Annotated in this window: 24 protein-coding genes and 1 tRNA gene; 7 read left to right on the forward strand and 18 right to left on the reverse strand. The window is 63.8% G+C overall.

Going from position 1 to position 23,398, the window contains the following annotated elements; all coding sequences use genetic code 11:
• Positions 1–8 precede the first annotated feature (8 nt).
• From AC1RUK_RS01255 to AC1RUK_RS01265, 3 genes are all read right to left on the reverse strand, one after another.
• Complete coding sequence (locus AC1RUK_RS01255) at positions 9–1,052, reverse strand: ISAs1 family transposase (protein ID WP_481837090.1); 1,044 nt, start codon at positions 1,050–1,052, stop codon at positions 9–11.
• Between the two features lie 140 nt (positions 1,053–1,192).
• Positions 1,193–2,422: an amidohydrolase/deacetylase family metallohydrolase gene (locus AC1RUK_RS01260; protein WP_481837089.1), complete on the reverse strand. Its 1,230-nt coding sequence runs from the start codon at positions 2,420–2,422 to the stop codon at positions 1,193–1,195.
• 31 nt (positions 2,423–2,453) lie between these two features.
• Positions 2,454–2,840, reverse strand: coding sequence for a RidA family protein (locus AC1RUK_RS01265; RefSeq protein ID WP_481837088.1), 387 nt, complete (start codon positions 2,838–2,840; stop codon positions 2,454–2,456).
• A 194-nt stretch (positions 2,841–3,034) separates the two neighbouring features.
• Between AC1RUK_RS01265 and AC1RUK_RS01270 the strand changes: the two genes are divergently transcribed.
• Positions 3,035–3,520, forward strand: coding sequence for a hypothetical protein (locus AC1RUK_RS01270; RefSeq protein ID WP_481837087.1), 486 nt, complete (start codon positions 3,035–3,037; stop codon positions 3,518–3,520).
• Between the two features lie 21 nt (positions 3,521–3,541).
• On the opposite strand, the gene AC1RUK_RS01275 is transcribed toward AC1RUK_RS01270, so the two are convergent.
• From AC1RUK_RS01275 to AC1RUK_RS01285, 3 genes are all read right to left on the reverse strand, one after another.
• The gene (locus AC1RUK_RS01275; protein WP_436173469.1) at positions 3,542–3,730 is read right to left on the reverse strand and encodes a DUF3606 domain-containing protein; all 189 of its coding nucleotides are present in this window, start codon (positions 3,728–3,730) and stop codon (positions 3,542–3,544) included.
• Between the two features lie 75 nt (positions 3,731–3,805).
• On the reverse strand, positions 3,806–4,066 hold the full coding sequence (locus AC1RUK_RS01280) for a DUF982 domain-containing protein (RefSeq protein WP_481837086.1): 261 nt from the start codon (positions 4,064–4,066) through the stop codon (positions 3,806–3,808).
• 126 nt (positions 4,067–4,192) lie between these two features.
• Positions 4,193–4,423, reverse strand: a complete 231-nt coding sequence (locus tag AC1RUK_RS01285) for a hypothetical protein (RefSeq protein ID WP_436173467.1) — start codon at positions 4,421–4,423, stop codon at positions 4,193–4,195.
• 184 nt (positions 4,424–4,607) lie between these two features.
• On the opposite strand from AC1RUK_RS01285, the gene AC1RUK_RS01290 reads away from it, so the two are divergent.
• The 4 genes from AC1RUK_RS01290 to AC1RUK_RS01305 all read left to right on the forward strand — a co-directional run bounded on the left by AC1RUK_RS01290 (position 4,608) and on the right by AC1RUK_RS01305 (position 9,391).
• Positions 4,608–5,249: a glutathione S-transferase family protein gene (locus AC1RUK_RS01290; protein WP_481837085.1), complete on the forward strand. Its 642-nt coding sequence runs from the start codon at positions 4,608–4,610 to the stop codon at positions 5,247–5,249.
• 165 nt (positions 5,250–5,414) lie between these two features.
• Positions 5,415–6,917: a helicase HerA domain-containing protein gene (locus AC1RUK_RS01295; protein ID WP_481837084.1), complete on the forward strand. Its 1,503-nt coding sequence runs from the start codon at positions 5,415–5,417 to the stop codon at positions 6,915–6,917.
• A 104-nt stretch (positions 6,918–7,021) separates the two neighbouring features.
• A complete protein-coding gene (locus AC1RUK_RS01300; protein ID WP_481837083.1) occupies positions 7,022–7,993 on the forward strand; it encodes a hypothetical protein in 972 nt (323 codons plus the stop codon).
• Positions 7,994–8,242: 249 nt separating this feature from the next.
• A complete protein-coding gene (locus AC1RUK_RS01305; protein WP_481837082.1) occupies positions 8,243–9,391 on the forward strand; it encodes an amidohydrolase in 1,149 nt (382 codons plus the stop codon).
• Between the two features lie 487 nt (positions 9,392–9,878).
• Here the strand turns inward: AC1RUK_RS01305 and AC1RUK_RS01310 are convergent, their stop codons facing one another.
• The 9 genes from AC1RUK_RS01310 to AC1RUK_RS01350 all read right to left on the reverse strand — a co-directional run bounded on the left by AC1RUK_RS01310 (position 9,879) and on the right by AC1RUK_RS01350 (position 19,735).
• Positions 9,879–10,361: a UCP034077 family protein gene (locus AC1RUK_RS01310; protein ID WP_481837081.1), complete on the reverse strand. Its 483-nt coding sequence runs from the start codon at positions 10,359–10,361 to the stop codon at positions 9,879–9,881.
• Between the two features lie 444 nt (positions 10,362–10,805).
• Positions 10,806–11,792 (reverse strand): ABC transporter permease, encoded by a 987-nt coding sequence (locus tag AC1RUK_RS01315; RefSeq protein ID WP_481837080.1) that lies wholly within the window; start codon positions 11,790–11,792, stop codon positions 10,806–10,808.
• A complete protein-coding gene (locus AC1RUK_RS01320) occupies positions 11,789–12,775 on the reverse strand; it encodes an ABC transporter permease (protein ID WP_481837079.1) in 987 nt (328 codons plus the stop codon). The genes AC1RUK_RS01315 and AC1RUK_RS01320 overlap by 4 nt, the downstream gene beginning before the upstream one ends.
• Positions 12,772–14,319 (reverse strand): sugar ABC transporter ATP-binding protein, encoded by a 1,548-nt coding sequence (locus tag AC1RUK_RS01325; protein WP_481839609.1) that lies wholly within the window; start codon positions 14,317–14,319, stop codon positions 12,772–12,774. The genes AC1RUK_RS01320 and AC1RUK_RS01325 overlap by 4 nt, the downstream gene beginning before the upstream one ends.
• 88 nt (positions 14,320–14,407) lie before the next feature.
• Positions 14,408–15,442, reverse strand: a complete 1,035-nt coding sequence (locus AC1RUK_RS01330) for an ABC transporter substrate-binding protein (RefSeq protein WP_436173454.1) — start codon at positions 15,440–15,442, stop codon at positions 14,408–14,410.
• A 53-nt stretch (positions 15,443–15,495) separates the two neighbouring features.
• A complete protein-coding gene (locus AC1RUK_RS01335; protein WP_481837078.1) occupies positions 15,496–16,410 on the reverse strand; it encodes a sugar phosphate isomerase/epimerase family protein in 915 nt (304 codons plus the stop codon).
• Positions 16,411–16,448: 38 nt separating this feature from the next.
• Complete coding sequence (locus AC1RUK_RS01340; RefSeq protein WP_481837077.1) at positions 16,449–17,990, reverse strand: mannitol dehydrogenase family protein; 1,542 nt, start codon at positions 17,988–17,990, stop codon at positions 16,449–16,451.
• The gene (locus AC1RUK_RS01345; protein WP_481837076.1) at positions 17,987–18,769 is read right to left on the reverse strand and encodes an SDR family oxidoreductase; all 783 of its coding nucleotides are present in this window, start codon (positions 18,767–18,769) and stop codon (positions 17,987–17,989) included. The genes AC1RUK_RS01340 and AC1RUK_RS01345 overlap by 4 nt, the downstream gene beginning before the upstream one ends.
• Positions 18,770–18,841: 72 nt before the next feature.
• Positions 18,842–19,735, reverse strand: coding sequence for a MurR/RpiR family transcriptional regulator (locus AC1RUK_RS01350; protein ID WP_481837075.1), 894 nt, complete (start codon positions 19,733–19,735; stop codon positions 18,842–18,844).
• A gap of 121 nt (positions 19,736–19,856) precedes the next feature.
• Here AC1RUK_RS01350 and AC1RUK_RS01355 point away from each other — a divergent pair, with 121 nt between their 5' ends.
• On the forward strand, positions 19,857–21,041 hold the full coding sequence (locus AC1RUK_RS01355; RefSeq protein ID WP_481837074.1) for a Gfo/Idh/MocA family protein: 1,185 nt from the start codon (positions 19,857–19,859) through the stop codon (positions 21,039–21,041).
• Between the two features lie 173 nt (positions 21,042–21,214).
• Positions 21,215–21,649: a hypothetical protein gene (locus AC1RUK_RS01360; protein WP_481837073.1), complete on the forward strand. Its 435-nt coding sequence runs from the start codon at positions 21,215–21,217 to the stop codon at positions 21,647–21,649.
• Between the two features lie 191 nt (positions 21,650–21,840).
• Here AC1RUK_RS01360 and AC1RUK_RS01365 read toward each other — a convergent pair whose 3' ends face one another.
• The 3 genes from AC1RUK_RS01365 to AC1RUK_RS01375 all read right to left on the reverse strand — a co-directional run bounded on the left by AC1RUK_RS01365 (position 21,841) and on the right by AC1RUK_RS01375 (position 23,195).
• Entirely contained in the window at positions 21,841–22,167 is a 327-nt protein-coding gene (locus AC1RUK_RS01365; protein ID WP_120014089.1) for a GYD domain-containing protein, read from the reverse strand.
• Between the two features lie 444 nt (positions 22,168–22,611).
• On the reverse strand, positions 22,612–22,830 hold the full coding sequence (locus tag AC1RUK_RS01370; RefSeq protein ID WP_436173447.1) for a DUF1127 domain-containing protein: 219 nt from the start codon (positions 22,828–22,830) through the stop codon (positions 22,612–22,614).
• A gap of 275 nt (positions 22,831–23,105) precedes the next feature.
• Positions 23,106–23,195: transfer RNA gene (locus tag AC1RUK_RS01375), tRNA-Ser, on the reverse strand.
• Positions 23,196–23,398 lie beyond the last annotated feature (203 nt).

Below are 23,398 nucleotides of genomic sequence, written 5' to 3' on the forward strand. Positions count from 1 at the left end.
GGGCAGGGCTATCGCATATGGCTCAAAGCGCTGATCAGATAGTCGTCGTTCCAAGCGCATTTTTTGATGCGATGACTGATGGGAACCTTCGGCAGATCGGCGCTCTGGAGGATGTTTTTTGCGATCCGGTTGAGGATAGCGATGTTGGCGGGAGCATTGTCCTTTCGGGCGCGACTTAGATCTTCATCGAGGTGGACGTCGAGCATCCAGTGGAGGCCGTTTTCGATCTGCCAGTGGGATCTTGTGACCTCAAGCGCCTGCTGAGGACTAAAGAGGCTGGAGGCCATGAACAGGCGGATCGCCGGCCTGTCTTGGCCACGGCGCGAGGTGAGCCGAACAAAGGCGGCATGTCTCGGCATGAGAGGTTGATCGGCAGGAATGACCTCGGCCTGGCGCCACTCCTCACGGCCGTGGCTGAACTCAGCCTTTTGTGTGCTTTGCACAGGAGAGCGGGCGAACTGCTCTTCGGCCTTAAGTCGCCAATGACGGCGGTTGCCCTTCAGGGCCAGGATGTAGTTGGCGCCGCCATCGATGATGGCCTTGGCCATGCGCTGATGGCAGTGGAGAGCATCGGCGGTGACGATTTTGTCCGTCAGATCAATCAGTTCAACAACCTTCAGCGCTGCCTCGACCTCGTTCTCGCCAAGCCCCGGCGAAGACGCCGCCAGACACAATCGGGCCGTCGTCGCGAAAGCCGAGACCGTCAGTGGCGGACTGGCAGTCTGCCCCTTCTCGTGGGCCCGCCGCAGGGCTTTGCCGTCAAGCGCCACGACTTCGTCGCCGACCTCGGCAACGGCTCGGGCGAAGCCGGCGGCGAAGGTGGCGAAAGCCCGCTCGAAGGCTTGCTGGTCCATCAGTCGCAACAGCCGCGAAAACGTGTCGTGGCTAGGCGCGCTGTCGTAGTCGATCAGGCGTGAAAGCGCCGCTTTGCGGGTTTCGGCGAACAAGGCGAACTCGGTCGCCGTCGATGCTCCGCACAGGCTCGCAGCCACCATCATCACAATGATGTCGCCAAGCCGATGCGAGGCATTGCCGGCACGCGGATCGGGCAACGTCCCGAAACAACTCTCAAGACAGGAAATGGCAGTCGCTCCTTGGCTAAACTGCCATTCTCAAGAATCCTTCCCTGCCATCAATGCAACAGAAAATTTCCATATGCGATTCCCCTGCCCACGAGGGGGAGATTGGCTCATCACCGATGCCCGAAATGCCGGGCCGCGACCTCGACATGGGTGTGGCGAGCATGGGCCTCGAAACGTTCGGTCTCGCTGATGTCGCCGGCTGCCTCGTTCGGCCACCAGACACCGCCAATGACGATGCCATCCGAGACCAGCCGCTGATCGGCGACCAGCAAGGCGCTGACGGCGTCGACGAAGGTAAAGCGGCCCGCTTGCAGCCTGAGTACCGCGACGTCGCCGACGCCGCCGACCTTCAGCGTGCCGAGATCGGGCCTGGCGATCGCCTGCGCAGGCCGCTCGGTGGCGGCGCGCAGCACCTCCACCAGCGGCATGCCGAGCGCCAGCAATTTCGACATGCAGACCAGGATGTCGAAGGCGGGGCCGTCGACGCAGTAGAGATGCACGTCGCTGCTGATCACATCTGGCGCCAGCCCGTCCCTGAGCATGGCTCTCGCCACCTCGAAGTCGAACGAACCCATACCGTGGCCGATGTCGAAGATGACGCCGCGCTCGCGCGCCAGCCGCATGTCGGGGCGCACAGCACCCGAAGCGAAGACCGGCGCGTTGGGGAACGGCCGGAAGCAGTGGGTGAGGATGTCGCCCTTGCGCAGGCGCGGCAGCACTTCGGAGCGGCCGGGCGGCGGCTCGTCGATATGCGCCATCAGCGGCATGCCCGATTTGTCGGCGGCCTCGAGCGCGAGATCGACCGGCGCGATGCCGCTTGTGCCGCCGGCGTGGCGTCCGGAGCGCACCTTGACGCCGACCACTACGTCTGCGTGCTCGCGCACCGCCGCCACGACCTCGCGTGGCTCGCAGAGTCCCAGGTCGCTGCATTCGCCGACGGAGACGGTCTGCGAAAAGCCGAATATGCCGGCAAAGGAGATGTTGACGTAGGCGAGGATGCGGACTTTCGAGCGCTCGATGACATGTCGGCGAAAGCCCAGAAAGTTGCCGGCGCCGGCGCTGCCGGCATCGACGAAGGTGGTGGTGCCGCTCTTGGCGGCGAGACGGTCGGCGTCGACGCCGAGCGAGGTGCCGCCCCAATAGACATGGCTGTGCAGATCGATCAGGCCGGGCGTGACGATGCAATCCCTGGCATCGATGACTTGTCTGGCGTGCTCGGCATCGATGGCGGCGTCGATCGCGGCGATCCTGCCATCGGCGATGGCAAGATCGCGCTGCGCGTCGAGCCCGGAGACCGGATCGATGACGCGGCCGCCTTTTACCAGGAGATCGAATTGCATCGGCCAGCCTCCGTTGCGTTGCACTGTCAGGTCAGGCCGGTCGGTAGGCGACGGCTTCGACCTCGATCTTGATGTCGATCATCAGCCGCGATTCGACCGTGGTGCGGGCCGGCGGATCCTTCGGAAAATGCCGGGCATAGACCGCATTGAAAGCGCCGAAATCGCGCGCATCCTCAAGCCAGACCGTGGTCTTGACGACGTCGTCCATGGTGCAGCCGGCCAGCGCCAGTGCCGACCGGATGTTCGAAAGCACTTGCTCGGTCTGTTCGGTGATACCGCCCGTGACGACCACGCCATCGCTGCCGACCGGCACCTGGCCTGAGACATAGACGAAATCGCCGGCGCGCACGGCGGGCGAGAGCGGCACATGGGATGTTCCAAAACACTGCTTGGGCAAGAAAAACTCCTGTTCAGACATGGCAGTTGGTCGCGCCGTTGCCGACCCTCTACGCCGATCGGCGCAATCCTCATAGAGGCCCGGTTGGAAAGCAACATTTTCGAAATCCCATGTTGCTTTGCTGCAGGCGGCCCAGCATCTTGCGCCGCCGATTGCGATCGCCTTGGTGAATCAAGTCGGTGCGTGCAGACGCGTTTCCAGCCAGGAGAAAGAAAATGACTTTCGACAGGAACCCATTTCCGGCCGGCGACGCCGATCGGCACGCGCTGTGGGAGATGCTGGTGCGGCGCGACATCGACGCTTTTCTTGGCCAGGACTGGTCGATGGTCGAGGATGATTTCGTCGCCGAAAGCTTCTTCGGCATGCATGCGCATTTCCTCAGTGATGCCGACGCCTGGCGGCTGCAGTTCCCGACGCTTGCCGCCTATCGCGACGAATGGCTGCGCCAGGCCAAGGAGACCGCGGCTACAGCATTCGCCGAGCCGCTGCGCGAGGCGCTGTTTCGCGTCACCAACTTGCGCGACATCGATGTCGATGGCGACCGGGCCGTGCTGCACAAGAAGTTCAACGGCTCGGTCGCCAAGGCCGACGGCAGCGTCGAGAAACTGAAATGGCAGACCCTCTATTTCTGCACGAAGCTCAGCGGCCGCTGGAAGATAGCGGGCTTTGTCGGCTATATGCCGCATCCGCTGGGCAGCTAGCAGCGTCGCCGCCGATCAGGCCTACGATCCCTTGATGCTCTCGGCCAACTCATGCAGCACCTTGCGATCGGTGCCGTGCCGTTTGATGAGTGTCCGGGCCTGCTCCGGCGTGATGCCCGCCTCCTCGGCGAAATGCCGGACCTCATAGTCCTCGTCGCGGGTCATTTGCGAACGGTCGCGGTTGTCGGTCCTGGTCTTGTCATCGGCCATGACTGCGTCCCTCGTTTCAACCGAGAGCATAACGAGCAAGATTTCCAGGAGTTCCCAGGCGCTATCCAAGCAACGCTAGTGTCGGCCTTCGCCGACGAAGACATGCGCCTCCCTGGCGGCAGCAGCGAACGCCCGCCGCGCGGTGCCAACCGCCCGCCGCTGCTCCATCGCATCCATCATCGCTTTCAAGGCCGAGCGGTATTTCGGCCCGCGCTTTGCCTGCGGCCATTTGTCGACCAGCAGCGAGGCGGCCTGGACCGTGCCGGTGACCGTCAGGAGCCGTCCTCTTCGTTCACTTTCGATGATGATAGGAACGTCGAATTGTTCATCACGCATTGACGCCACTCCTCGATTCCAGCGAATCGAACGGCACAACGAGTTATTCGTTCCCGGTTGGAACTGCTTCTCTTCGCTTAACGCAATTCCGGACGGAAAACCGCTTCACACTTTTCCTGGAATTGCTCAGTGGCTTCGGTGATCGAACACCACCCCCATGGTCTTACCAATTGCCGCCATCACGATCAGTTCGACGAGATCGTCGTCGCTGTCCTCGCAGGCCGGGCTGATCCGGCGGATCGCCTCGATTGCCGCCCTGGTCGAAATGGTGTCGCCGGCGCGGAATTTTGAAAGCGCAGAAGAAACAAGTTCTTGCGCCGTCATGTCGATGACAGGCACGTTCAGCACGACGTTCATTGGCCTCCTCCTGCCATGAACCCTCCCGAAAAGGATGATACGCCGAACGGCAATTTCCGCCAGCGAAATGGTGGTCCGACCAGTTGGCAGGCACGTTGTCGGCTGGCCGAACAAGAGAGGAAGGCAGGCACAATTCTGCGTGTGATAGGGTCGAGCCGATACCCATCCAGGACCGCCATTCGAGATGAAACTGTTCTTCAGCCGCAATCCAAATCCTCGCCTCGCCGTCGCGGTGGCGCGCCACCTTGAAGTGAAGGTCGAGTTTGAATTCGCCGCACCCATGGCGCCCGGGCAGGCCGAGCGATTTCTGCCGCTCAACCCCAATCTTACCTTGCCCATATTGGCAGGTTCGAGAGACAGCCTCTGGGAGGCCGACGCCATTGCCTGCCGGATTTCGCGCGACGCGAATTCGGATTTCTGGCGCAGCGGCGATGACGAACCCGACATGATCCGCTGGCTGAGCTGGGGCAAGGAGAATTTCATGAGGGCTTGCGACACCGTGCATTTCGAGCGCGGCACCAAGCAGCGCTATGGGCTTGGCCCGATCGATCCGGAAAAGGTCGAGGAGGGGCTGGCAGAGTTCCGCAAGTCGGCTGCGATCCTCGAGGCGGAACTCTCCCGGCGGCAATGGCTGGTCGGAAATTCCGTTTCCTATGCCGATTTCCGCATGGCCACCTTCCTGCCCTTCAACGATGCCGCCGGATTGCCGCTCGATGATTATCCTTCCGTCCTCAGCTGGTATCGCCAGCTCGAAGACATCGACGCCTGGTGCGACCCCTTCAAGGGGCTGGATGCGCCGCCATTGGCGCCGGTCAAGCCAGCGTGAGGCAGTGCCGAAGAGGGCAAACCGGCCGGCATCTGGGGTTTGCTGCCCATCTCGGCTGATGGCGATCGCCCAGCTTGTGCGCAACACCGAGCGGCCGGCCATGGGCGCTCGACTGGCTGCCATGCGGTTGATAAGCCCGTCTGCGAAGGAGAGCCTTGAGTCGACATGACCGTTGCGATCGAGATGGGACACACGATTGCGGGCGCGCCGGCGGCCCTCGACCTTGAGGAACTGCTGGCAACCCGCCTGCTGGTGCAGGGCAATTCGGGCTCCGGCAAGTCGCATCTGTTGCGCCGGCTTTTGGAGCAGAGTGCGCCCTGGGTGCAGCAGACCATCATCGACCCGGAAGGCGACTTCGTGTCGCTGGGCGAGCGTTTCGGCCATCTGGTGATCGATGCCGAGGAGCATACCGAGCGCGGCCTGCAGAGCGCCGGCGAGCGCGCGCGCATCCATCGTGTCTCCACGGTGCTCAATCTCGAGGGGCTCGACGCCGAGAACCAGATGCGGCGCGCCGCCGCCTTCCTCGGCGGGCTGTTCGAGGTCGCCCGCGACCACTGGTACCCGATGCTGGTGGTCGTGGACGAGGCGCAGCTGTTCGCGCCGGCGGTCGCCGGCGAGGTTTCGGACGAGGCGCGCAAACTCTCGCTCGGCGCCATGACGAACCTGATGTGCCGCGGCCGCAAGCGCGGCCTGGCCGGCATCATCGCCACCCAGCGGCTGGCCAAACTCGCCAAGAACGTCGCGGCCGAGGCTTCCAATTTCCTGATGGGCCGGACTTTCCTCGATATCGACATGGCCCGCGCGGCCGATCTTCTGGGCATGGAGCGGCGCCAGGCGGAGGCGTTTCGCGACCTGGAGCGCGGGCAGTTCATGGCGCTCGGCCCGGCGCTGTCGCGGCGGCCGCTGGGCCTGCGCATCGGCCCGACCGATACAAGCCCTCGCAACGGCACGCCGCGCCTGATGCCGCTGCCGGAAGCGGTTCTTGAGGACGCCCGCGCGATCATCCTGGCCGCCCCGCCGCCCGAGCCTGTGCGGCCGCAGCGCCGGGCGGCGTCGCCGGATCTGCTCGACCAACTGATGGCGGCGAAGTCGGCGGCGCTGGACATCCGCCCCGAACCGGCGGAGCCGCCGATCAGCGCCGAGGATTTGGCGCAGCGCCGCGAGCGGGTGGACCGTGTCCTGCGCGCCGTGCTGGCCGAGCCCGATGCGGGCTTCCGCGTCATCGGCGTGCTCTATCAGGAGTTCGTTGTCCGCTGCCGCATCGAGGGCCTCGCATCGGTCGTGCCGGACTTGCCGGCGTTCCGCCGCATGCTGACGCGCGCCCGCGCCGGGCTCGGCTCGGATGTGGCGCAGGATGACGCGTGGCGGGACGTCTCGGTGCGCGCCTCGCTGCTGCCCGAAGATATGCAGGGCGTGTTCATGATGATCGCGCGTGCGGCGAAGGAGGGCTGGCCGTGCCCGAGCGACGCAGCGATCGCCCGCGCCTATGGCTCGCACTCGCTGCGCCGTGCCCGGCGCCTGCTGACCTATATCGAGGAGCAGGGCCTCATCGTCTGCCAGCTCGACGGTACCGGTCAGCGCACCGTCACGCTTGTCGAACTCGCCTGGGCAACGGCACCGGGCGACCCCAATGCCGAGGAGGCGGAGCAGGGGAGTTTGGCGCTGTGATCGATGACACGCGCTAAACCAGAAGTGTTTCGCCGATTGGCGCGAGGTCCTTTATGCTAACGCCGCGATGATTCGCAGAACGGTTTTGGCAGGAGAATGATCCGGTGCGGTTGAGATCTGTTCCGCTGGGTGTCGTCGCTCTCCTCAGCTTGCTTATCGTCGTCATCGCCATGACGGCGTCGGCCCGGTCTTTCGCCGCACGATCCGATGTCCCGGCATGGCTGCAGGCCCATGTCGGCGAAGGCGACGGGCAAATCTCACAAGTGGTGCTGGAGCGGGCACGCGCGCTTTACCTGAAGAAGGTGGGCCAGAGCGCCGTCAAAAACCCCTGCTACTTCGCCATGGACGCGACGCGCCCCGGCGATATGGGCAATGGCGTGCTGGGGCGCCGATACTACGTCATCTGCGAAGCCGAGCAGTCGTTTCGCGCGATTTCGTCGGGTCACGGCAGCGGCCGGAATTTGAAGGGCGTCGTGAACTTCGCGAACGGACGACGCTGCGCGAAAAACTTCGGCAATGCGTTGGATTCGTCACTGACGGCCGGCGGCGCCTACATGACCGGTGAGGCCAAAACCTCGTTCAAAGGCTATTACCGCGTCGGCGCGAAACAGGACACGGTGTTCCTGCGCACCTTCATACAGTTCGACGGCGAAGGCGAAGCCGCCAACGCCAGGCAGCGGGTGATCGGCGGGCATGCGGCGCAGGTGCTGAAGGGAATGTGCCTTCGCAAAAGCCCGAAAAGCTCCTACGCCGACCATGACGGCTACGTGCCGTTCGGCAAGCTGGTGGATTACGCCGGCGGCCGCAGCAATGGCTGCACCAGCTGGTCGCCGGCGGATGCACGGCAGATGATCGCGATGGTGAAGAACAACCCTACGACGCTCTACATCTATCCGGAATCACGCGACATCGCCGCCGTCGCGAAAGCAGGCGCCTATTGGAATGCGTCGTGCCTGAAGGAAATCGGCACGCCGAAATTCTGGCCGCGGAAAACGCTCGAGCCGATCATCGCCCAGTACAAAAAGGATCATCCGGCACCGCCGCCACAGCCGGTGCCGATCTGCAAGGGGCCGTGATTTTTTGCCGCTTGCCTGCCGGCATAGCCGACAGGCGGACGGCGCTGCCCTCCTGGTTCGAAATTGCAGTTGATGGCATCGTGTTCCGACGCACTGTCAAGTCGCGCGTGCTATGGAGACGGCAGCGCTAGAGCGGTTCAGCTTTTGATCGAATCGCCGACCCGCTCCAAGTATTTGTTTTTACGCAATTCCGGACGGAAAACCGCTACGCGTTTTTCCTGAAATAGCTCTAAGCGGAGCAGGAAAAAGATGACCCTGACCAATCGAGACATTGTCGAGTTGACGGCATGGCGCCGCAAGCTGCACCAGCATCCGGAAATCTCGAACGAGGAAGAGAAGACCGCGAGCGAGGTTGTCGACTTCCTCGCCGACACAGGGCCGGACAAGGTGCTGACCGGATTGGGTGGCCACGGTGTGGCGGCGGTGTATGAAAGCGGCAAGGCCGGACCGACGGTCTTGTTCCGGTCGGAGCTCGATGCGCTGCCGATTTACGAGCTTTCAGGCGTTTCTCATTCATCGCTGGTGCCGGGAAAGTCGCATATGTGCGGCCATGACGGACATACCGCGATCCTCGCCGCACTTGGCCGCCAGTTCGGGCGCGAAAGACCTGCCCGCGGCCGCGTCGTGCTGATGTTCCAGCCGGCGGAAGAAACCGGCAATGGCGCGGCCGGCGTCGTCGCCGATCCGCGCTTTTCCGAGATCGCGCCGGATTTCGCCTTCTCGCTGCACAATCTGCCCGGTGTGCCGTTGGGTGAGGTGCGTATCAAACCCGGCGTGGTCAACTGTGCTTCACGCGGCATGCGGATCGTGCTGGAGGGCAAGACCGCGCATTCGTCGATGCCCGAAACGGGCGTCTCGCCAATGCTGGCGGTGAGCCAGCTGATGCCGGCACTGCCCGCGCTCGGGCACGGAACCTTTGCCGACGACGACTTCAGCATGGTGACCGTCACCCATGCCCTGATGGGCGAAGCCGTGTTCGGCATTGCGCCGGGAAATGCAGAGGTGTGGGCGACGCTGCGCACTAGGCGCGACGAGCGCATGGCGGACCTGTGCGCCGCCGCGCAAGCGCTGGCCACGAGGATCGCGGGAGAGCATCGCCTTTCCGCCCGCTATGACTATCACGAGATCTTCGTTGCCAGCGTCAACGCGCCGGATGCCGTGGAACACCTGCAGCGCGCGCTCGACGAAGAAGGCGTGCCACGCACGGAGGAAGCCCTGCCGATGCGAGCCTCGGAAGATTTCGGCATCTTCGGCCACAAGGCCAAGTCGGCGATGTTCTTCCTCGGTGCCGGCGAGCGCTACCCGGCGCTGCACAATCCCGATTATGACTTTCCAGACGATTTGATCCCGATCGGATCCAGAATCTTCTTGCGCACGGCGCGCAACCTTCTGGGCTGACCCCTACGCCGGACGCTGGTGCTGCTAGCCGGGGAAGGCGAGGTGGGTTTCGGCAGACCTTGCCACCGGCAGGCTGCGGCCTTTCGACCACGCGCTGAAGTCCGTCTCCAGCTTCTGCCTCGTCTACCCCCCAGAGGCCATCCGCCAGCGCAAGGTGAGGGCGTTGCGGGATTGGCTGTTTTCGGAGATGGCGGTGGGAGCCCAGCGGAAAGCAGGGGCCGCGTCGAGGGCGAAAATGATCAGCTATGCGGATAGTGGACGGCGACTGAAAGTCAGGAACGCGCCACTGTCGGACTTTCCTGGACGCTGCCGCAACGGCCGTGTCCGACTCGCGAGCAGACATTCGCGCCGCAAGTCTGCACACGATGGCGACTCCGTCCGGACACAAATGTACGGGCGGCTCGGCGAAGTGGGGAGATGTTCGCGACACTTCGACGAATGGACCTCGGCCAGAACCTCCCGTCGAACTGCTCGCTAAAGGGTTCCGCTAATTCGAGGGCGTGAGGGTTTGCGCCTTATCGGATGATGCAAATTCCAGCGTGAACGGATTTCCCCCGATCCCTTGGGCCAAGGCGGGAGACAGTTCAACGGGTGTGCATCGATCCACCGCGTCCATTGCAGCAGCAACAAAGTGCTGACGAACTTCCTCATCGCCGGCGACATTAACGAATGTCGATTGTGGCGGACCAACTAACGATCCATCGCTCTTTAAACTGAAACTCAGCGTAACAGTGGACTTTTCAACACCGACCGGTGGTTTCCAGCATAACATGATGGCCGCTCCAACCTCGTCCATCGTCGTGAGAGGGTCCGCATTTGCCGCTAGCAGCATCAAGATCAGAGCCGAGGAGCAGAAAACAATTCGCCTGAGGCTTCCCATGGCATGCGCCGAGCCTAGCACGAGCAGGGCGGCCACCAAGCCAAACACCACGCTACAGGCTAGTTTCAGAAAATCAGGCGTTGCAAACATTAGGGGTCGTCCTCTTTGGTTGCCCACCCAAGTTTTCGGACCGACTTTCACTATCCGCCCGTCGCAGTATGCTCATGGCAGCTTATTCCCGGATGTCGTGAAGGGTTCTACTTCTGAACGATACGTGGGGATTGTGACAATAACTCGTTGCCGCTGCAATACAAGTTGCTGCTTTCATGTCACTCATCCTCCTTCGTGAGACAACCTTGACGGATCGCCCAGGCTGGTGGCGATGGTTCGCCGGAATGACGTTATTCGCCAGTCGGACCTGAATGCCGACAGTCGCGGCAGTTGTCCCCCCTTCGAGTCGGGCGGGCAGTTCAAACACGACGCTTTCTTGTCAAAACGGCGTGTGTCAATGACAGTTCCCCGCCATTCAAGACCTTCCGGATGCGCCAGGTGAATGACCTGCTTGGGTCAGAACCAGCCACTCACGCCAGCCCCCTACCGCTCCTCCACAATCCGCAAATACGCCGCCGTCACGAACAGCACGATCAGCCCGAACAGTATCCGCCTTGCCCCCTCCGGCATCTGCAGGATGGTCAGCAGGGTCGTCAGCACGGTCAGGATCAGCGCGCCGATGATGGTGCCGGTGTAGCCGCCGCGGCCGCCGAAGATCGAGGTGCCGCCGATCACGGCGGCCGCCACCGAAGGCAGCACCAGCGGTTCGGCCAGCGACAGCGACGGCGCCTTGATCAGGCCGATATAGAGCAGGCCGGTGATGCCGGCGAGCAGGCTGGAGATGACGTAGAGCGCGGTGATGACCTGCCAGTAGCGGACGCCGGAGAGGCGCGTGGCGCGTTCATTGTCGCCGACGGCATAGAGCAGGCGGCCGAAGCCGGTGCGGCGAAGCGTGAAGACGATCAGCACCGCCAGCGGCACGAACAGCAGCAGCGCGTTGGGGAAGCCGTAGGTCAGGCCGGTCCCCAGCCAGTTCAGGAAATCCGGGATTTTCGCGCCGGAAGCGATCACCGTGCGCTGGTAGACCTGCAGGCAGCCGGTACCGATCAGGCTGGTGCCGAGCGTCATGATCAGCGGGTGGACGCGAAAGACGCCGACGCCGATACCGTTGATCAGGCCGATCAGCAGCGCCGGCATCATCGCCAGCAGGAAGGCCACCGCCGGGTCCTGGTTGACGATCTGCGTGGCCATGATGAAGGCGCTCATCGTCGCCACCGTGCCGACGGAGAGATCGATGCCGCCGGTCAGCATGGTCATGGTCTGGCAGCCGGCGAGGATCGCCAGCGGAATGGCGAACTTCACCGTGTTGGCGAGCCAGCGTTCGTTGACGATGCCGGGGCGCAGGATCTGCAGGATCACCACCAGGATGACGAGCAGGATCATCAGCGGCACCAGCGGCCGGTCGGCCATGAAGCGCTTGAGGCGGCGGCCGAAGGATACCGGCTGGGGCATTGTCGCGCTGCTCGTCATGGCATTGCTCCTGCCGGGCGGCCTCTTATCGTGATGAAGGCGCCGAACATCACCACGGCGACCATGATGGCGCCCTCGATGATGGCGGTGACATTGGGATCGATGGCAAGCAGCGTCAGATCGGTGCGCACCAGCCGCAGCACGAAGACGGCGACGATCGGGCCGAGCAGGCCGCCCTTGCCGCCGCCGAGCGCGACACCGCCGAGCACCACGGCGGCGACGCTGGCCAGAAGATAGGGGCCGGGAATGGGGGCGCCGATGCCGGTGCTCATGGTCAGCGCCAGCCCTCCAAAAGCGGCAAACAGGCCCGACAGCGCGTAGGCGATGATGCGGGTGCGCGCGACAGGCACGCCGCTGCGGAAGGCGGCCAACTCGCTGCTGCCGATGGCATAGATCGAGAGGCCGAGCTTCGAGCGCCTGAGCGGTATCCAAATGATGCAGAGGCAGACGACCAGCAGCACCAGCGCCTTCGGCACCCAGGCGTCGATGTTGTCGGGCACGCCGGGTATAGGCAGCGTGCCGACGATACTGGCCTTCAGCCATTCGGCGGCAGCACCCCCCGGCGCGCCGAGCACCAGCAGGGCCGCGCCCTGCAGCACGAACAGCGTGGCCAAAGTGACGACGATATCGGGCACGCGGGTGACGACGATGAGGATGCCGTTCAATGCGCCCAGCACCAGGCCCATGGCGAGCACGAAGGGCACCACGAATAGCGCATATTCCTCGCTGGCGCCGTTCATCATCGAGGCGGCGGTGACGCTGGTCAGCGCCATCATCGCGGCGACCGAAAGGTCGATGCCGCCGGCGATGACGACGATGGTCTGGGCGGCGACCGCGAAGGCGTAGGGCAGCACGGCGCGTACCAGCGAGCCGAAATCGCCGCTGCCATAGCCCGGCTGGATCAGCTTGGTGAGCACGAACAGCAGCACGAAGAGGGCGAACAGGCCGGCGACCCAGCCCTGGTTGCGGAAGAAGCGGGTCAAGGTGCTAGCTCCGGGGTCGAAGATTTCGACGTCGGATCGGCCAGGATGCCGACATCGACGCTGACGCCGCGCGGCAGGCCATAGGCAGCGCGCATCAGCGTCGGCTCGTCGGCCTCCTCGACCGGGAAGATGTCGACGACATGCCCGCCGAAGATGACGATGACGCGGTCGCAGACACGCTGGACCTCTTCGAGTTCGGAGGTGTAGAACAGCACCGACTTGTCCAGGCCGGCGAGCTCGCGCAGCAATTTGTAGATCTCCTGCTTGGTGCCGACATCGATGCCGCGCGTCGGGTCGAAGCACAGGATGGTGCGCGCATTGGCGGCGATCCAGCGGGCGATCGTTACCTTCTGCTGGTTGCCGCCGGAGAGGCGCTGCACCTCGCCTTGCGCGCGGGTGTCGATCTGCAGGCGGGCGATGGCGCTGGCGACCACAGTGCGCTCCTTGTTTACCCGGATCGGTCCCCACTTGCGCAGTGCGGCGCTGAAGGGCAGCGCAATATTCTCGTGCACCGAGCGCTGCATGGCGAGTGCCTCGGTGCGGTCGCCCGGCACATAGGCGATCCCGGCGTGAATGGCATCGCTCGGGTGGGTGAATTTCACCGGTTGGCCGTCAACCTCGATCGAGCCGCCGGAGGGCCGGATGGAGCCGGCGAGCGCGGCAAAGAGTTCGTCCTGGCCTTGTCCTTCAAGCGCGACGACGCCCACGACCTCGCCATTGGCGAGCTCGAAGGAGACGTCTTGGAGCTTGGTGCCGACGCGCAGATTGCGGACGCCAAGGCGCGGGCGGCTCGCCGCGGTCGAAACGGCCTGACTGGCGGGGCGCGCGGCCATTTGGGTCTTGACGATCCTGGCGCCGAGCATCAGCTCGACGATCTTTTCCTCGACACCGGGCACGATGTCGACGACGCCGACGGTCTCGCCGTCGCGCAGCACGGTGGCGCGATCGCACAGCGCCGAGATCTCGACGAAACGGTGCGAAATGAAGATCACCGAGCGGCCGCTGTCGCCTTGCCGGCGCACCACTTCCAGCACCTTTTCGGCGAGGTTGGCGGGCAGCGCTGCCGTCATCTCGTCGAGCAGCAGCACGTCGGGCTCGACGGCAAGCGCGCGCGCCAGGTCGAGCACGCGCAGCACGGCGAGCGGGATGTCGCGTGCGGTGTCGCGCAGGTCGAGGTCGGGAATGCCAAGCTCGCGCACCCAGGCGCGGAACGGTTCGACCGGCGTGCCGGTGAGGCGCAAATTGGAGAGCACGTCGAGATCGGGGATCAGTGACGGTTCCTGGTAGACGGGAAGCAGGCCGGCACGGCGCGCGGCGGCCGGCGAGCGTATGTCGCGCGTCTCGCCACGGATCAGGACGCGGCCGGCGTCCGCGTGGATGGCGCCGGTCAGGATTTTCACCAGCGTCGACTTGCCGGCGCCATTGGCGCCCATCAGCGCATGGACCTCGCCCGGCAGCACCGACAGCGATGCGTTGCGAAGTGCTGCAACCGCACCGTAATTCTTGGCGACGCCGGTGGCGTCCAGCAATGGGCTTTCTGGCAGAGGGTTCGTCGTCAAACGGGCGTTCCCAATCATTCAGCGAGGACGGCAGACCGCTGTCCGCCGTCCTCGTGGTTTAGTTCAGGCAAGATTACTCGCCCGGACCCTTGCAGGCGACGATCTGCTCTTTCGTGTAAGTGGTCCAGTCCGGGATCGAGATCGAGACCGGCCATTCCGGGCTGAGCGACGGGTCGGCGGCGGCCTTGAGCTTGGCCTTGCCTTCCTCGGTGGCGTTCTCCCACAGCTGCGGCTCGACCAGCACGGTCTGCTGCGCCGGCTTCTTGCCGTTGAGGATCTGCAAGGCCAGTGTGACGCCGGCGCCACCGATCGAGCCGGGGTTGGTGACCGCAGCACCAACGAGGCCCTTGACCGAGCTCAGCTGGCCGACGAAGCCGGCATTGTCGGCGCCGACAACCGGCACCAGCGGCGCCTGCGATTCGACCAGCGCGTCGACGATCACGTTGTCGATTCCGGACGTCCAGATGCCGTTGAAGGGCGCTCCCGTGGCGAGGAAGGAGAGGATCTGCTGCTTGCCCTGATCCTGCTGCCAGCCGGTGAAGACCTCCTGCGCCACCTTCACATCCGGGAATTCGGCAAGCGCCTTCTTGAAGCCCTTGTCGCGGTCGCTGTCGGCCGAAGCGCCGGCGGCACCGCGCATATAGACAACCTCGCCCTTGCCGCCCATCTGCTGGAACAGCCATTTGGCGCCGAGATAGGCGTACTGCTCCTGGTTGTTGGAGATGATGTAGGCGGAAGGCTCGGTGACCGCCTGGTCGACGGCGACGACGACGATGCCGGCCTTGGTGGCCTCCTCCAGGCCAGCCTTGATGCCGGCCGGGTCGGCCGGGTTGACGACGATGGCGTTGACCTTGGCGCTGATCAGGTTGCGGATGTCTTCCAACTGGCCGGCCGCGTCGGTGTTGCGGTGCGCGATGTTGAGTTTCGTCACTTCGCCGGAGGCGAGCGCCTGCGCTTTCATCGCGCAGATCATCTCCTCGCGCCAGCCATTGCCCTGCACGGTGTTGGAGATACCGATCGTGTACTTGCCCTCGGCGGACGAGGCGCCCACCGAGGCCAGGAAGGCCGCGCCGGCAAGTAGTGGGACCATGGTCAGGTATTTCTTCATTTCAGTACTCCTCCACATTGATTTTTAGTTTCAGTCTTAAAGCTGTTTCTCCGTCATTTCACGAACGGACGCAGCACGTCGCGGGCGAGCAGGAAGCCTCGCTTGATGTTGTCGTCGCTCCCCTCGAACCGCCGGTCCTCGTGCTCGATGATGACGGATCCGTCGTAGCCGGCCCCGTAGAGGCCGGAGAAGAAGATTTTCCAATCGACATCGCCGAGCCCCGGCATGCGCGGCACCTGCCAGCCTATGCCGGCCGAGAGGATTCCGCGCTCATAGAGTCCATCATGATCAATCATCAGGTCCTTGGCATGGACGTGCAGCATGTAGGGACCGAACTCGCGGATGAAACGCCCCTGGTCGATCATCTGCCAGACAAGGTGCGAGGGGTCGAAATTCATGCCGATATCGCCGCCGAAGGCTTCGAGGATGCGGCGCCAGATCTGCGGCGAATAGGCGATGTTGTGGCCGCCCGGCCATTCGTCATAGCTGAAGATCATCGGGCAGTTCTCGAAGGCGAGCTTGACGCCGTTGTCGCGCGCATGGGCGATGATGGCGGGCCAGACCTTGAGCGCCGCTTCCCAATTGACGTCGACCGGCTTGGAGGCATCGCCGCCGCAGAAGGTGTTGACCAGCGAAACGCCCATCCGCCCGGCCAGCACGATCACCTGCTTCAGATGATCGATGACAGCCTCGCGATGGCCGGCATCGGGGTGCAGCGGGTTGGGGTAATAGCCGAGAGCCGAGATCGAGAGTTGCTTCCCGGCGATCGCAGCGGCGATTTCCTTCGCCTGAGATGCTGAGGTCCCAGCGGCATCGATATGGCAGGTGCCGGCATAGCGACGGCTGTCGCCCGAGGATTTCGGCCAACAGGCGATCTCCAGCGCCTCGAAGCCGGCCGAGCTTGCCCAGTCGGCGACCTCGGCGAGTGGAGTATCCGGAAATGGTGCTGTGAGCAGTCCAAGCTTCATGATACCTCCCCTGGTCGTGAACTTCACGACCTATCGTACTATGCAGATCGTGTCGGTCGCTTCAACCGCGCATCTATTGGCTCAGTGCAGGCATATCTGACAAAGGCCAGCGGATTGTCTGAGAGCAGGCCATCGAGGCCGGCGATGACATTTGCGCGGAACATGGTGTTGGCGGCCAGTGACGGATCGAAGATCGCGTCCATCGCAAGGATAGCTTCGGCGAGCCCCTTGGTGTCGGCGCCGATGCGGTCGGCGATGGCCGAGATCCTTCCGGCAAAGGGGTCGGACACCTGCCAGCACTTGCCGAAGCGCGGGGCGGCCTTGATCAGATAGGCCATCCAGCCGACGACGGGCACCGACAGCAGCGTGATGCTCCCACCCTGCCGCAACCGGTCGCGGATCGGGTTGAGCAAACGCTGCACGATCTTCTGCGAGCCGTCGGTGGCGATCTGGTGGTTGCGGTGGCGGATCGCGGTGTTGGCGAGACGTGCCAGGCTTTGCTCGACATAGGCAGGCGGTGAAATGCCAGGCACTAGCGCCAGCGTCGGCAGCGTCTCCTCGGTCAGCATGCGGCGGACGAACGTGGCGAGCAGCGGGTCGGCGATCGCATCTGACGTGTGCTCGAAGCCGCCGAGCACGCCGAGGTAGGCAAGCGTCGTCTGGGCGCCGTTCAGCACCCGCATCTTCAGGTGCTCGAACGGTGTGACGTCGTCGACGAAGCTCGCCCCAACGAGGTCCCAGCGCGGCACGCGGCCGGCGAATTTCTGCTCGATCACCCATTGCCGGAACGGCTCGCTGACCACCACGGCGGCATCGCGATAGCCGAAGCATTGTTCAACGGTTTCGATGTCGGCCTGCGTGGTCGCCGGTGCGATGCGGTCGACCATGGCCGAAGGGAAAGCGACATTGGCGGCGATCCAGTCCGAAAGGCTGTTGCCGCGCCGGCTTGCCATCGCCCGCACGACATTGCCGAGGATGACGCCGTTGGCCGGGATGTTGTCGCAGGAAAGCAGTGTCATCGGCCGATCATGCGACGCCATTCGAAGCTCCAGCGCCCGCGCCAGAACGCCCGGCACGCTGCGCGGTGCATGCGGGTTGGCGAGATCGTGGACGATGTCAGGGTGGTCGAGGTCGAGCGCGCCGGTGGAGGGGATGTGGCAATAACCCTTTTCGGTGACCGTCATGGTGACCATTTCGATGTCGGCCGAGGCCAGCACCGCCAACGCCGGCGCGGCGCTGTGCTGGCTGTCGACAAGGCGGATCATGCTGCCTATGACGCGCGCCTCGACCTCGTCGTCCTTTCGGATGAGCCGCGTGTACAGGCCGCGCTGGCTGCCGAGCGTTTCGGCTAGCAGGGGCGGGCGGATGTTGATGCCGACCACGCCCCATCGATCGAACTGTCGGGACAAAAGATCGTCGGTGTATTCGGCCTGGTGGCAGCGATGGAAGGCGCCGACACCGAAATGCGCCATGCCAGGCATGAGGGCAGCACGGTCATAGGAAGGTGTGCGGACAGTGGCTGGAAGCCGGCTAAGCAATGCCGGGCCGAGGGTGTCTGGCAATGCGGCAGCGGCGCTCACCGGTTCGCCCCGATCACCGACTGTTCCTGGTCGATCACCGCGCCGGTCATCGGCCCGGCCGCGTCGGAAAGCAGGAAGACGGCGAGGTTGGCGATATCGTTCGGCGTCAGCAGCCGCCCGAATGGCTGCGCGGCGTTGGCGGCGTCGAGCCAGCCCGGGCCGTGGCCCAGCGTTTGCGCCTGCATCACGCGTTCGGCGGGTGTGTCGGTCCAGCCGACATTGATGCCGTTGACGCGGATGCGGTCGAAGCGGTGAGCGTTGGCGGCATTCTTGGTCAGCGTCGACAGCGCGCCTTTGGTGGCGGAATAGACGGCAAGCTCAGGTGAGCCGCAATGGGCGTTGATCGACAGGATGTTGACGATGGCGCCGCCTTGGCCGCGCTTCCTCATGTCGGCGATGGCCGCTTGCATGAGGAAGAAGGGGGCGCGGGCGTTGACGGCAAACAACGCTTCCCAGTCGTCGAGGCCGGCATCGACGAAAGAGGCGCGGTCGGTCAAGCCGGCGGCGTTGACCAGCCCGTCGATGCACTCGAAACGGGAAAGGCATGCCGCGACCAGTTGGGCCGGCGCCTCGGGGTCCCCGAGATCAGCGGCGACGAATTCTGTCGGCGTGCCCATTGCGGAGAGCGACGCCGCCGCGATCTTGCCGCGCGCCGGGTCGCGGCCGGTGATCAGCAGGCCTTCGGCGCCGGAACGCGCCAGCGTCTCGGCGATCGCCAGGCCGATGCCTTGCGTTGCGCCGGTGACCAGCACTACCTTGCCGTCGAGCCGAACCTCCATTCCTCCTCCGTGGAACAAAGTTTCTATTTTTTCAAATATGGAACGACAGTTCTCCTCAGTCAATCGTTCCGGTCATTCTGTCCGGCGCGCGACCACGCCGTGGACCAACGCCATGCCGACGGCGAGCGAGGCGGCCAGCGAGCGGAAGCCGGCGAAGTCGGACTCCACCACTTCCAGCCAGGTGTCGGAAAGCTTGACCAGCGGCGAGAAGGTGCTGTCGGTGATGGTGACGATGCGCGCCTTGCGCTCATGCGCGACGGCGACCAGATCCGGCGTGATCGAATTGTAAGGGCTGAAACTCACCGCCAGAACCGCATCGCGCTTGCCGATGCAGCCGACCTGATCGAGCGCGGTGGAACCGACATTGTCGACCAGCACGTTGCGCACGCCTTGCTGCGAAAGGGTCAGCGAGAGATAGGTGGTGACGGGGAAGGCGCGCTTGCTGCCGATGACATAGATCAGGTCGGCGGCGGTGAGATGATCGACCATCTTTTCGAAGCTTGCGATGTCGAAGCCGCTGTCGATGCGGCCAAGCGAGGCCTGCGACGCCCCGACCATGCCGTGCAGAAAATGCAAATCGGCGTTGGGTTCGGCCGCCGTCCGCTCCGGGCCACGCCCCTCCGGCCAGGAGCCTTTCATATGGTCCTTGAACAGGCCCTGGAAATCGGAAAAGCCGGCATAGCCGAAGATCTGCGCGAAGCGCACCAGCGTCGAAGGCTGCACGCCGGCCTGATCTGCCACCTGCGCGATGGTGCCCAGCGCCACATCGCTCGGATGCTGCCACAGGAAGATGGCGACCTGGCGTAGCCGCTTGGGGAAATGCACGGTGCCGGAGGAGAGCACCGCGCGCAATTCCTCATAGGTCTGCGGCTTGGTGTAGCCGAGCGCCGCCAGCGAGCGTCCACGTTTCCTGGTCGCGGCCTCGTCGACGCTGGACCGTTCCGATGACATTTGCGCTCCGCTCATGGCTTCACGCTAGCGCGGTACGATCGTTTTACAATATGGAAATTGGAAATCATGTTCGAAAATGCTAGCGGCATTTCAGGCTATGCACGCTATCGAAAATCCGGGAGGAGTTTGAAAGATCATGGTCTATGCAACATCGGACGGATCGACGCGCAAACGCCTGACGGTCGGCATGGTCGGGGGCGGCCGCAATGCCTTCATCGGCGCGGTGCATCGCCTCGCCATGCGCCTCGACGACCAGATCTCGCTGGTTGCCGGAGCGCTGTCCTCGGATCCCGAAAATGCCGCAGCATCGGCCGCCGAGATCGGCATCGCGCCGGAGCGGAGCTATGCCGATTATCACGCCATGGCAAAGGCGGAAGCGGCACGGCCGGACGGCATCGAAGCCGTGGTCATCGTCACGCCCAACCATCTGCATGCGCCGATCGCCACCGCTTTCCTAGAAGCCGGCATCGACGTCATCTGCGACAAGCCGCTGTCGACGACACTGGCCGATGCCGAAGCGCTGGTTAAGCTGGCGCGGGCGAAGAAGCGCCGGTTCGTCGTCACCCTCAACAACACCGGCTACGCCATGGTCCGCCAGGCGCGCGAGATGGTGGCGGCGGGCGAGCTCGGCAGGATCGTGTCCGTGCACGCCGCCTACATCCAGGACTGGCTGACGCAGCCGATCGACGCGCAAGGGCAGAAGCAGGCGGAATGGCGCACCGACCCGGCGCGCGCAGGGCAGTCGGCGGTGCTCGCCGATATCGGCGTCCATGCCTTCAACCTGGCGAGTTTTATCTCCGGCTGCGAGGCCGAGGCGGTTTCGGCCGATCTGTTCACCGCCGTGCCGGGCCGGCGCCTCGACGACAATGCGCATGTGCTGGTGCGCTGGACAGGCGCTGCGCGCGGCACGATCCTCGCCAGCCAGACATCGCCCGGCCACTACAATGATCTCTCGGTGCGCATCTATGGCGACAAGGCCGGGCTCGAATGGTCCGGCACGCGGCCGGAAGAACTGCGCCTCTCCCGCTACGGCGAGGAGACGCGTACGCTGGTGCGCGGCGGGCATGGTTCGACCGACGAAAGCCGGCGCGTGTCTCGCATGCCGGCCGCCCACCCGGAAGGCTATATCGAGGCCTTCGCCAACTTTTATCGCGACGCCGCCGACATAATCCGCGCCCATCGCTCGGGCGCCGCGGTCGATCCCGCACGCGCGGCGCAGGTGCCCGATGTCGTCGATGGCGCGCGTGGCGTGAAGTTCGTCGCGGCGGCCGTTGAATCGAACGCCGGCGGTGGGGCGTGGACGCCAGCGCGGTTTGCGTAAATCGAGAGCACCTATCCCTTGATTGCCGTGCTTTGAACGCCTCGAGGCGCACGGTCCTACAGCGTTATCCGATGATCCTTTTTGCATCGCGCATACCGGGCCTTGCCGACCTCGCGGAGCGCCATAATTCCATTCTGGGGTTGGGGTGAATCACCTGCTGGTAGGAGGCGGCCGTGAAACACCAAACACTTGACCAACTACAAAGCGTTGCCGACGTTCACGCCGAAGCGACGCTTCTGATTGCCACTCGGGGCCAGCGCCTCGAGCGCTGGGCGCAACTTCTGGAGCAAAATCCCGACCGGTGCCTTGGGGCGCTTGCGGGCACCGAATACATAACCGCGGAGGTCCGTGACAGAATGCGTTCCGCGGGCTCACCCATCACCGTCGCATTCGAGGATCCGATCTTTCGCGCGCAAGGCCTGAAGGAGGATACTTACGGTGAAGCCAAGCGCTTCTTCGAACTGACCGATTGGCAGTTGCACGAAATCGTCTGCCATTGCCATGTCGGCGCGACGATGCCGGCACGATGGGCCGCGACGCGCGTCCGCGCGGCACTGTCCGGGAAGTTCGGTTTCTTCGCCTGGCTGCGGGGAGTACTCATGCTTTGACGAAACAGGTTCTTGCGTAGCGGCAAGGGTTCATGTCCGTGAGGCGATGGATACAGTTCACCGCCTCACGGGGCAGATGAGCGAAGCGCAACCGTCAAGGAATATCCGGCACCATCAAGTCCGCGTCGGCGCAAATGGGCCCGATATGGCGAGACCTGGCTTCGACAGTAAGGAATGTATGCGGCGCCTGTTTACGCGCCCGGCGGGCGATACCGGATCGACTTCGCCTTGCCGAGGGCTTCAATCGTTTCCTCGACGTCTAGAAGGACGGTGGTCTCATAGGAACTGAGGGCACCTCCTGCACCGATGGCGAGCACGACAGATGCCATCGAAACATTATCTGGCGCCTCCCACAGATTCCAACCATCGTGCTCTCCGAAAGCGTACCAGAACCCGTGCAGCTTTCCGCCCACCGACTCGATGTACGAACGGGCCGCCTCGCGTCGATCCTCCGGGTTTTCGATCAAACGCGCCCAGGTCTGGGGCGTATAGCTGAACCGCGAGAGATACATAGGCATGGTCGCCTCTAGGCTCCGCCGTTTCACAGCGGCTCGGCGTCGAGGGGTCGAAGGGGGGCTGGCGCCGAGCCTAGCCGGCCTTCGGGGGTAGTTCGCCAGCTGAATTGAGTATGCGCCTACGCTAATGGAAGCGCAATCCTGAGTGGGTGCTGACAGAGCCAGCACCGCTTTGACTCGCAAAACTCCCACGAAACAGTACGTTCCCTTATCCAATGGCCGGAGATTTCACAGTGCTAGCTGTCATCTCGGAATTATGGCCTCACCCGGATCGGCAGAATGACTACGATACCCTGGCAGCGGAGTTACGTCCGCTGCTGGAATCCATCGATGACACAGGACGGAGTTAAGGCGCAGATCGAGGAAATCACACCGAAGGTGAAGAATCGCTGATGAGCAACCCGGAGGCAGCGGCGGCGAAGAGCGCTCGCCGGCGAGGCAGCGCTGCTAATTTAAACATCCTCCAGAATGCCCGCCGATCGGGCCCATCCCGCGAAAGCGCGACGCAAGCAAGAGTTCGTCGCGAGTAATGCCGATGTCGCTGAGCATTTCATCCCGTGACAGGTTCAGTTCGTCCACTGCCATTAACATTGCTCTCCGCTCGTCTCGACGACGTAGCCAATCGATCAAGGAACCGATTGCGACAACAGGACCCTTCACAAGCATCGGAGTTCTCCCTCACCTCTACTGGGACTGGGAACTGGACACTTGAGCTATAACCCTCCGATGCGTCTGTGAGAAAATTCACACTTCTCCCTGCTCTGCGCTGCGACCAATCGATGATGCCGCGTGGGCGGTGTGCATCGCCACAGGAACAATGTTCGATTCTCGGATGATCTACTAACGCCAATGGCAACGATGACAAACCCCGCTTCGGCGGGTTTTTGTTGGTTATGACAATCGGAGAAAATGGCCTAAAAACACAATGAAATCAAAGCAGATGGCGGAGAGAGCGGGATTCGAACCCGCGTTACGGTCTCCCGTAAACACACTTTCCAGGCGTGCGCCTTCAACCACTCGGCCACCTCTCCGTCCTTGCATGGCGCGCCGGCCGGTTTTGCCGCGCGGGTCGGGGACATGCATCCCTTGGGGGCGGAACCTCCGCGTCGTGGGCGCCGTCAACCGTCGGGCAACCCTTCCCCGCACCTGAAGCCGTCGAAGCAACAGGCGCGGGGCTCATCTAGTCGATCCCGCGGCGAATGCCAAGCCATAATGGCGCTTCGCCGGCTTTGCC

Source organism: Mesorhizobium monacense, from assembly GCF_056781675.1.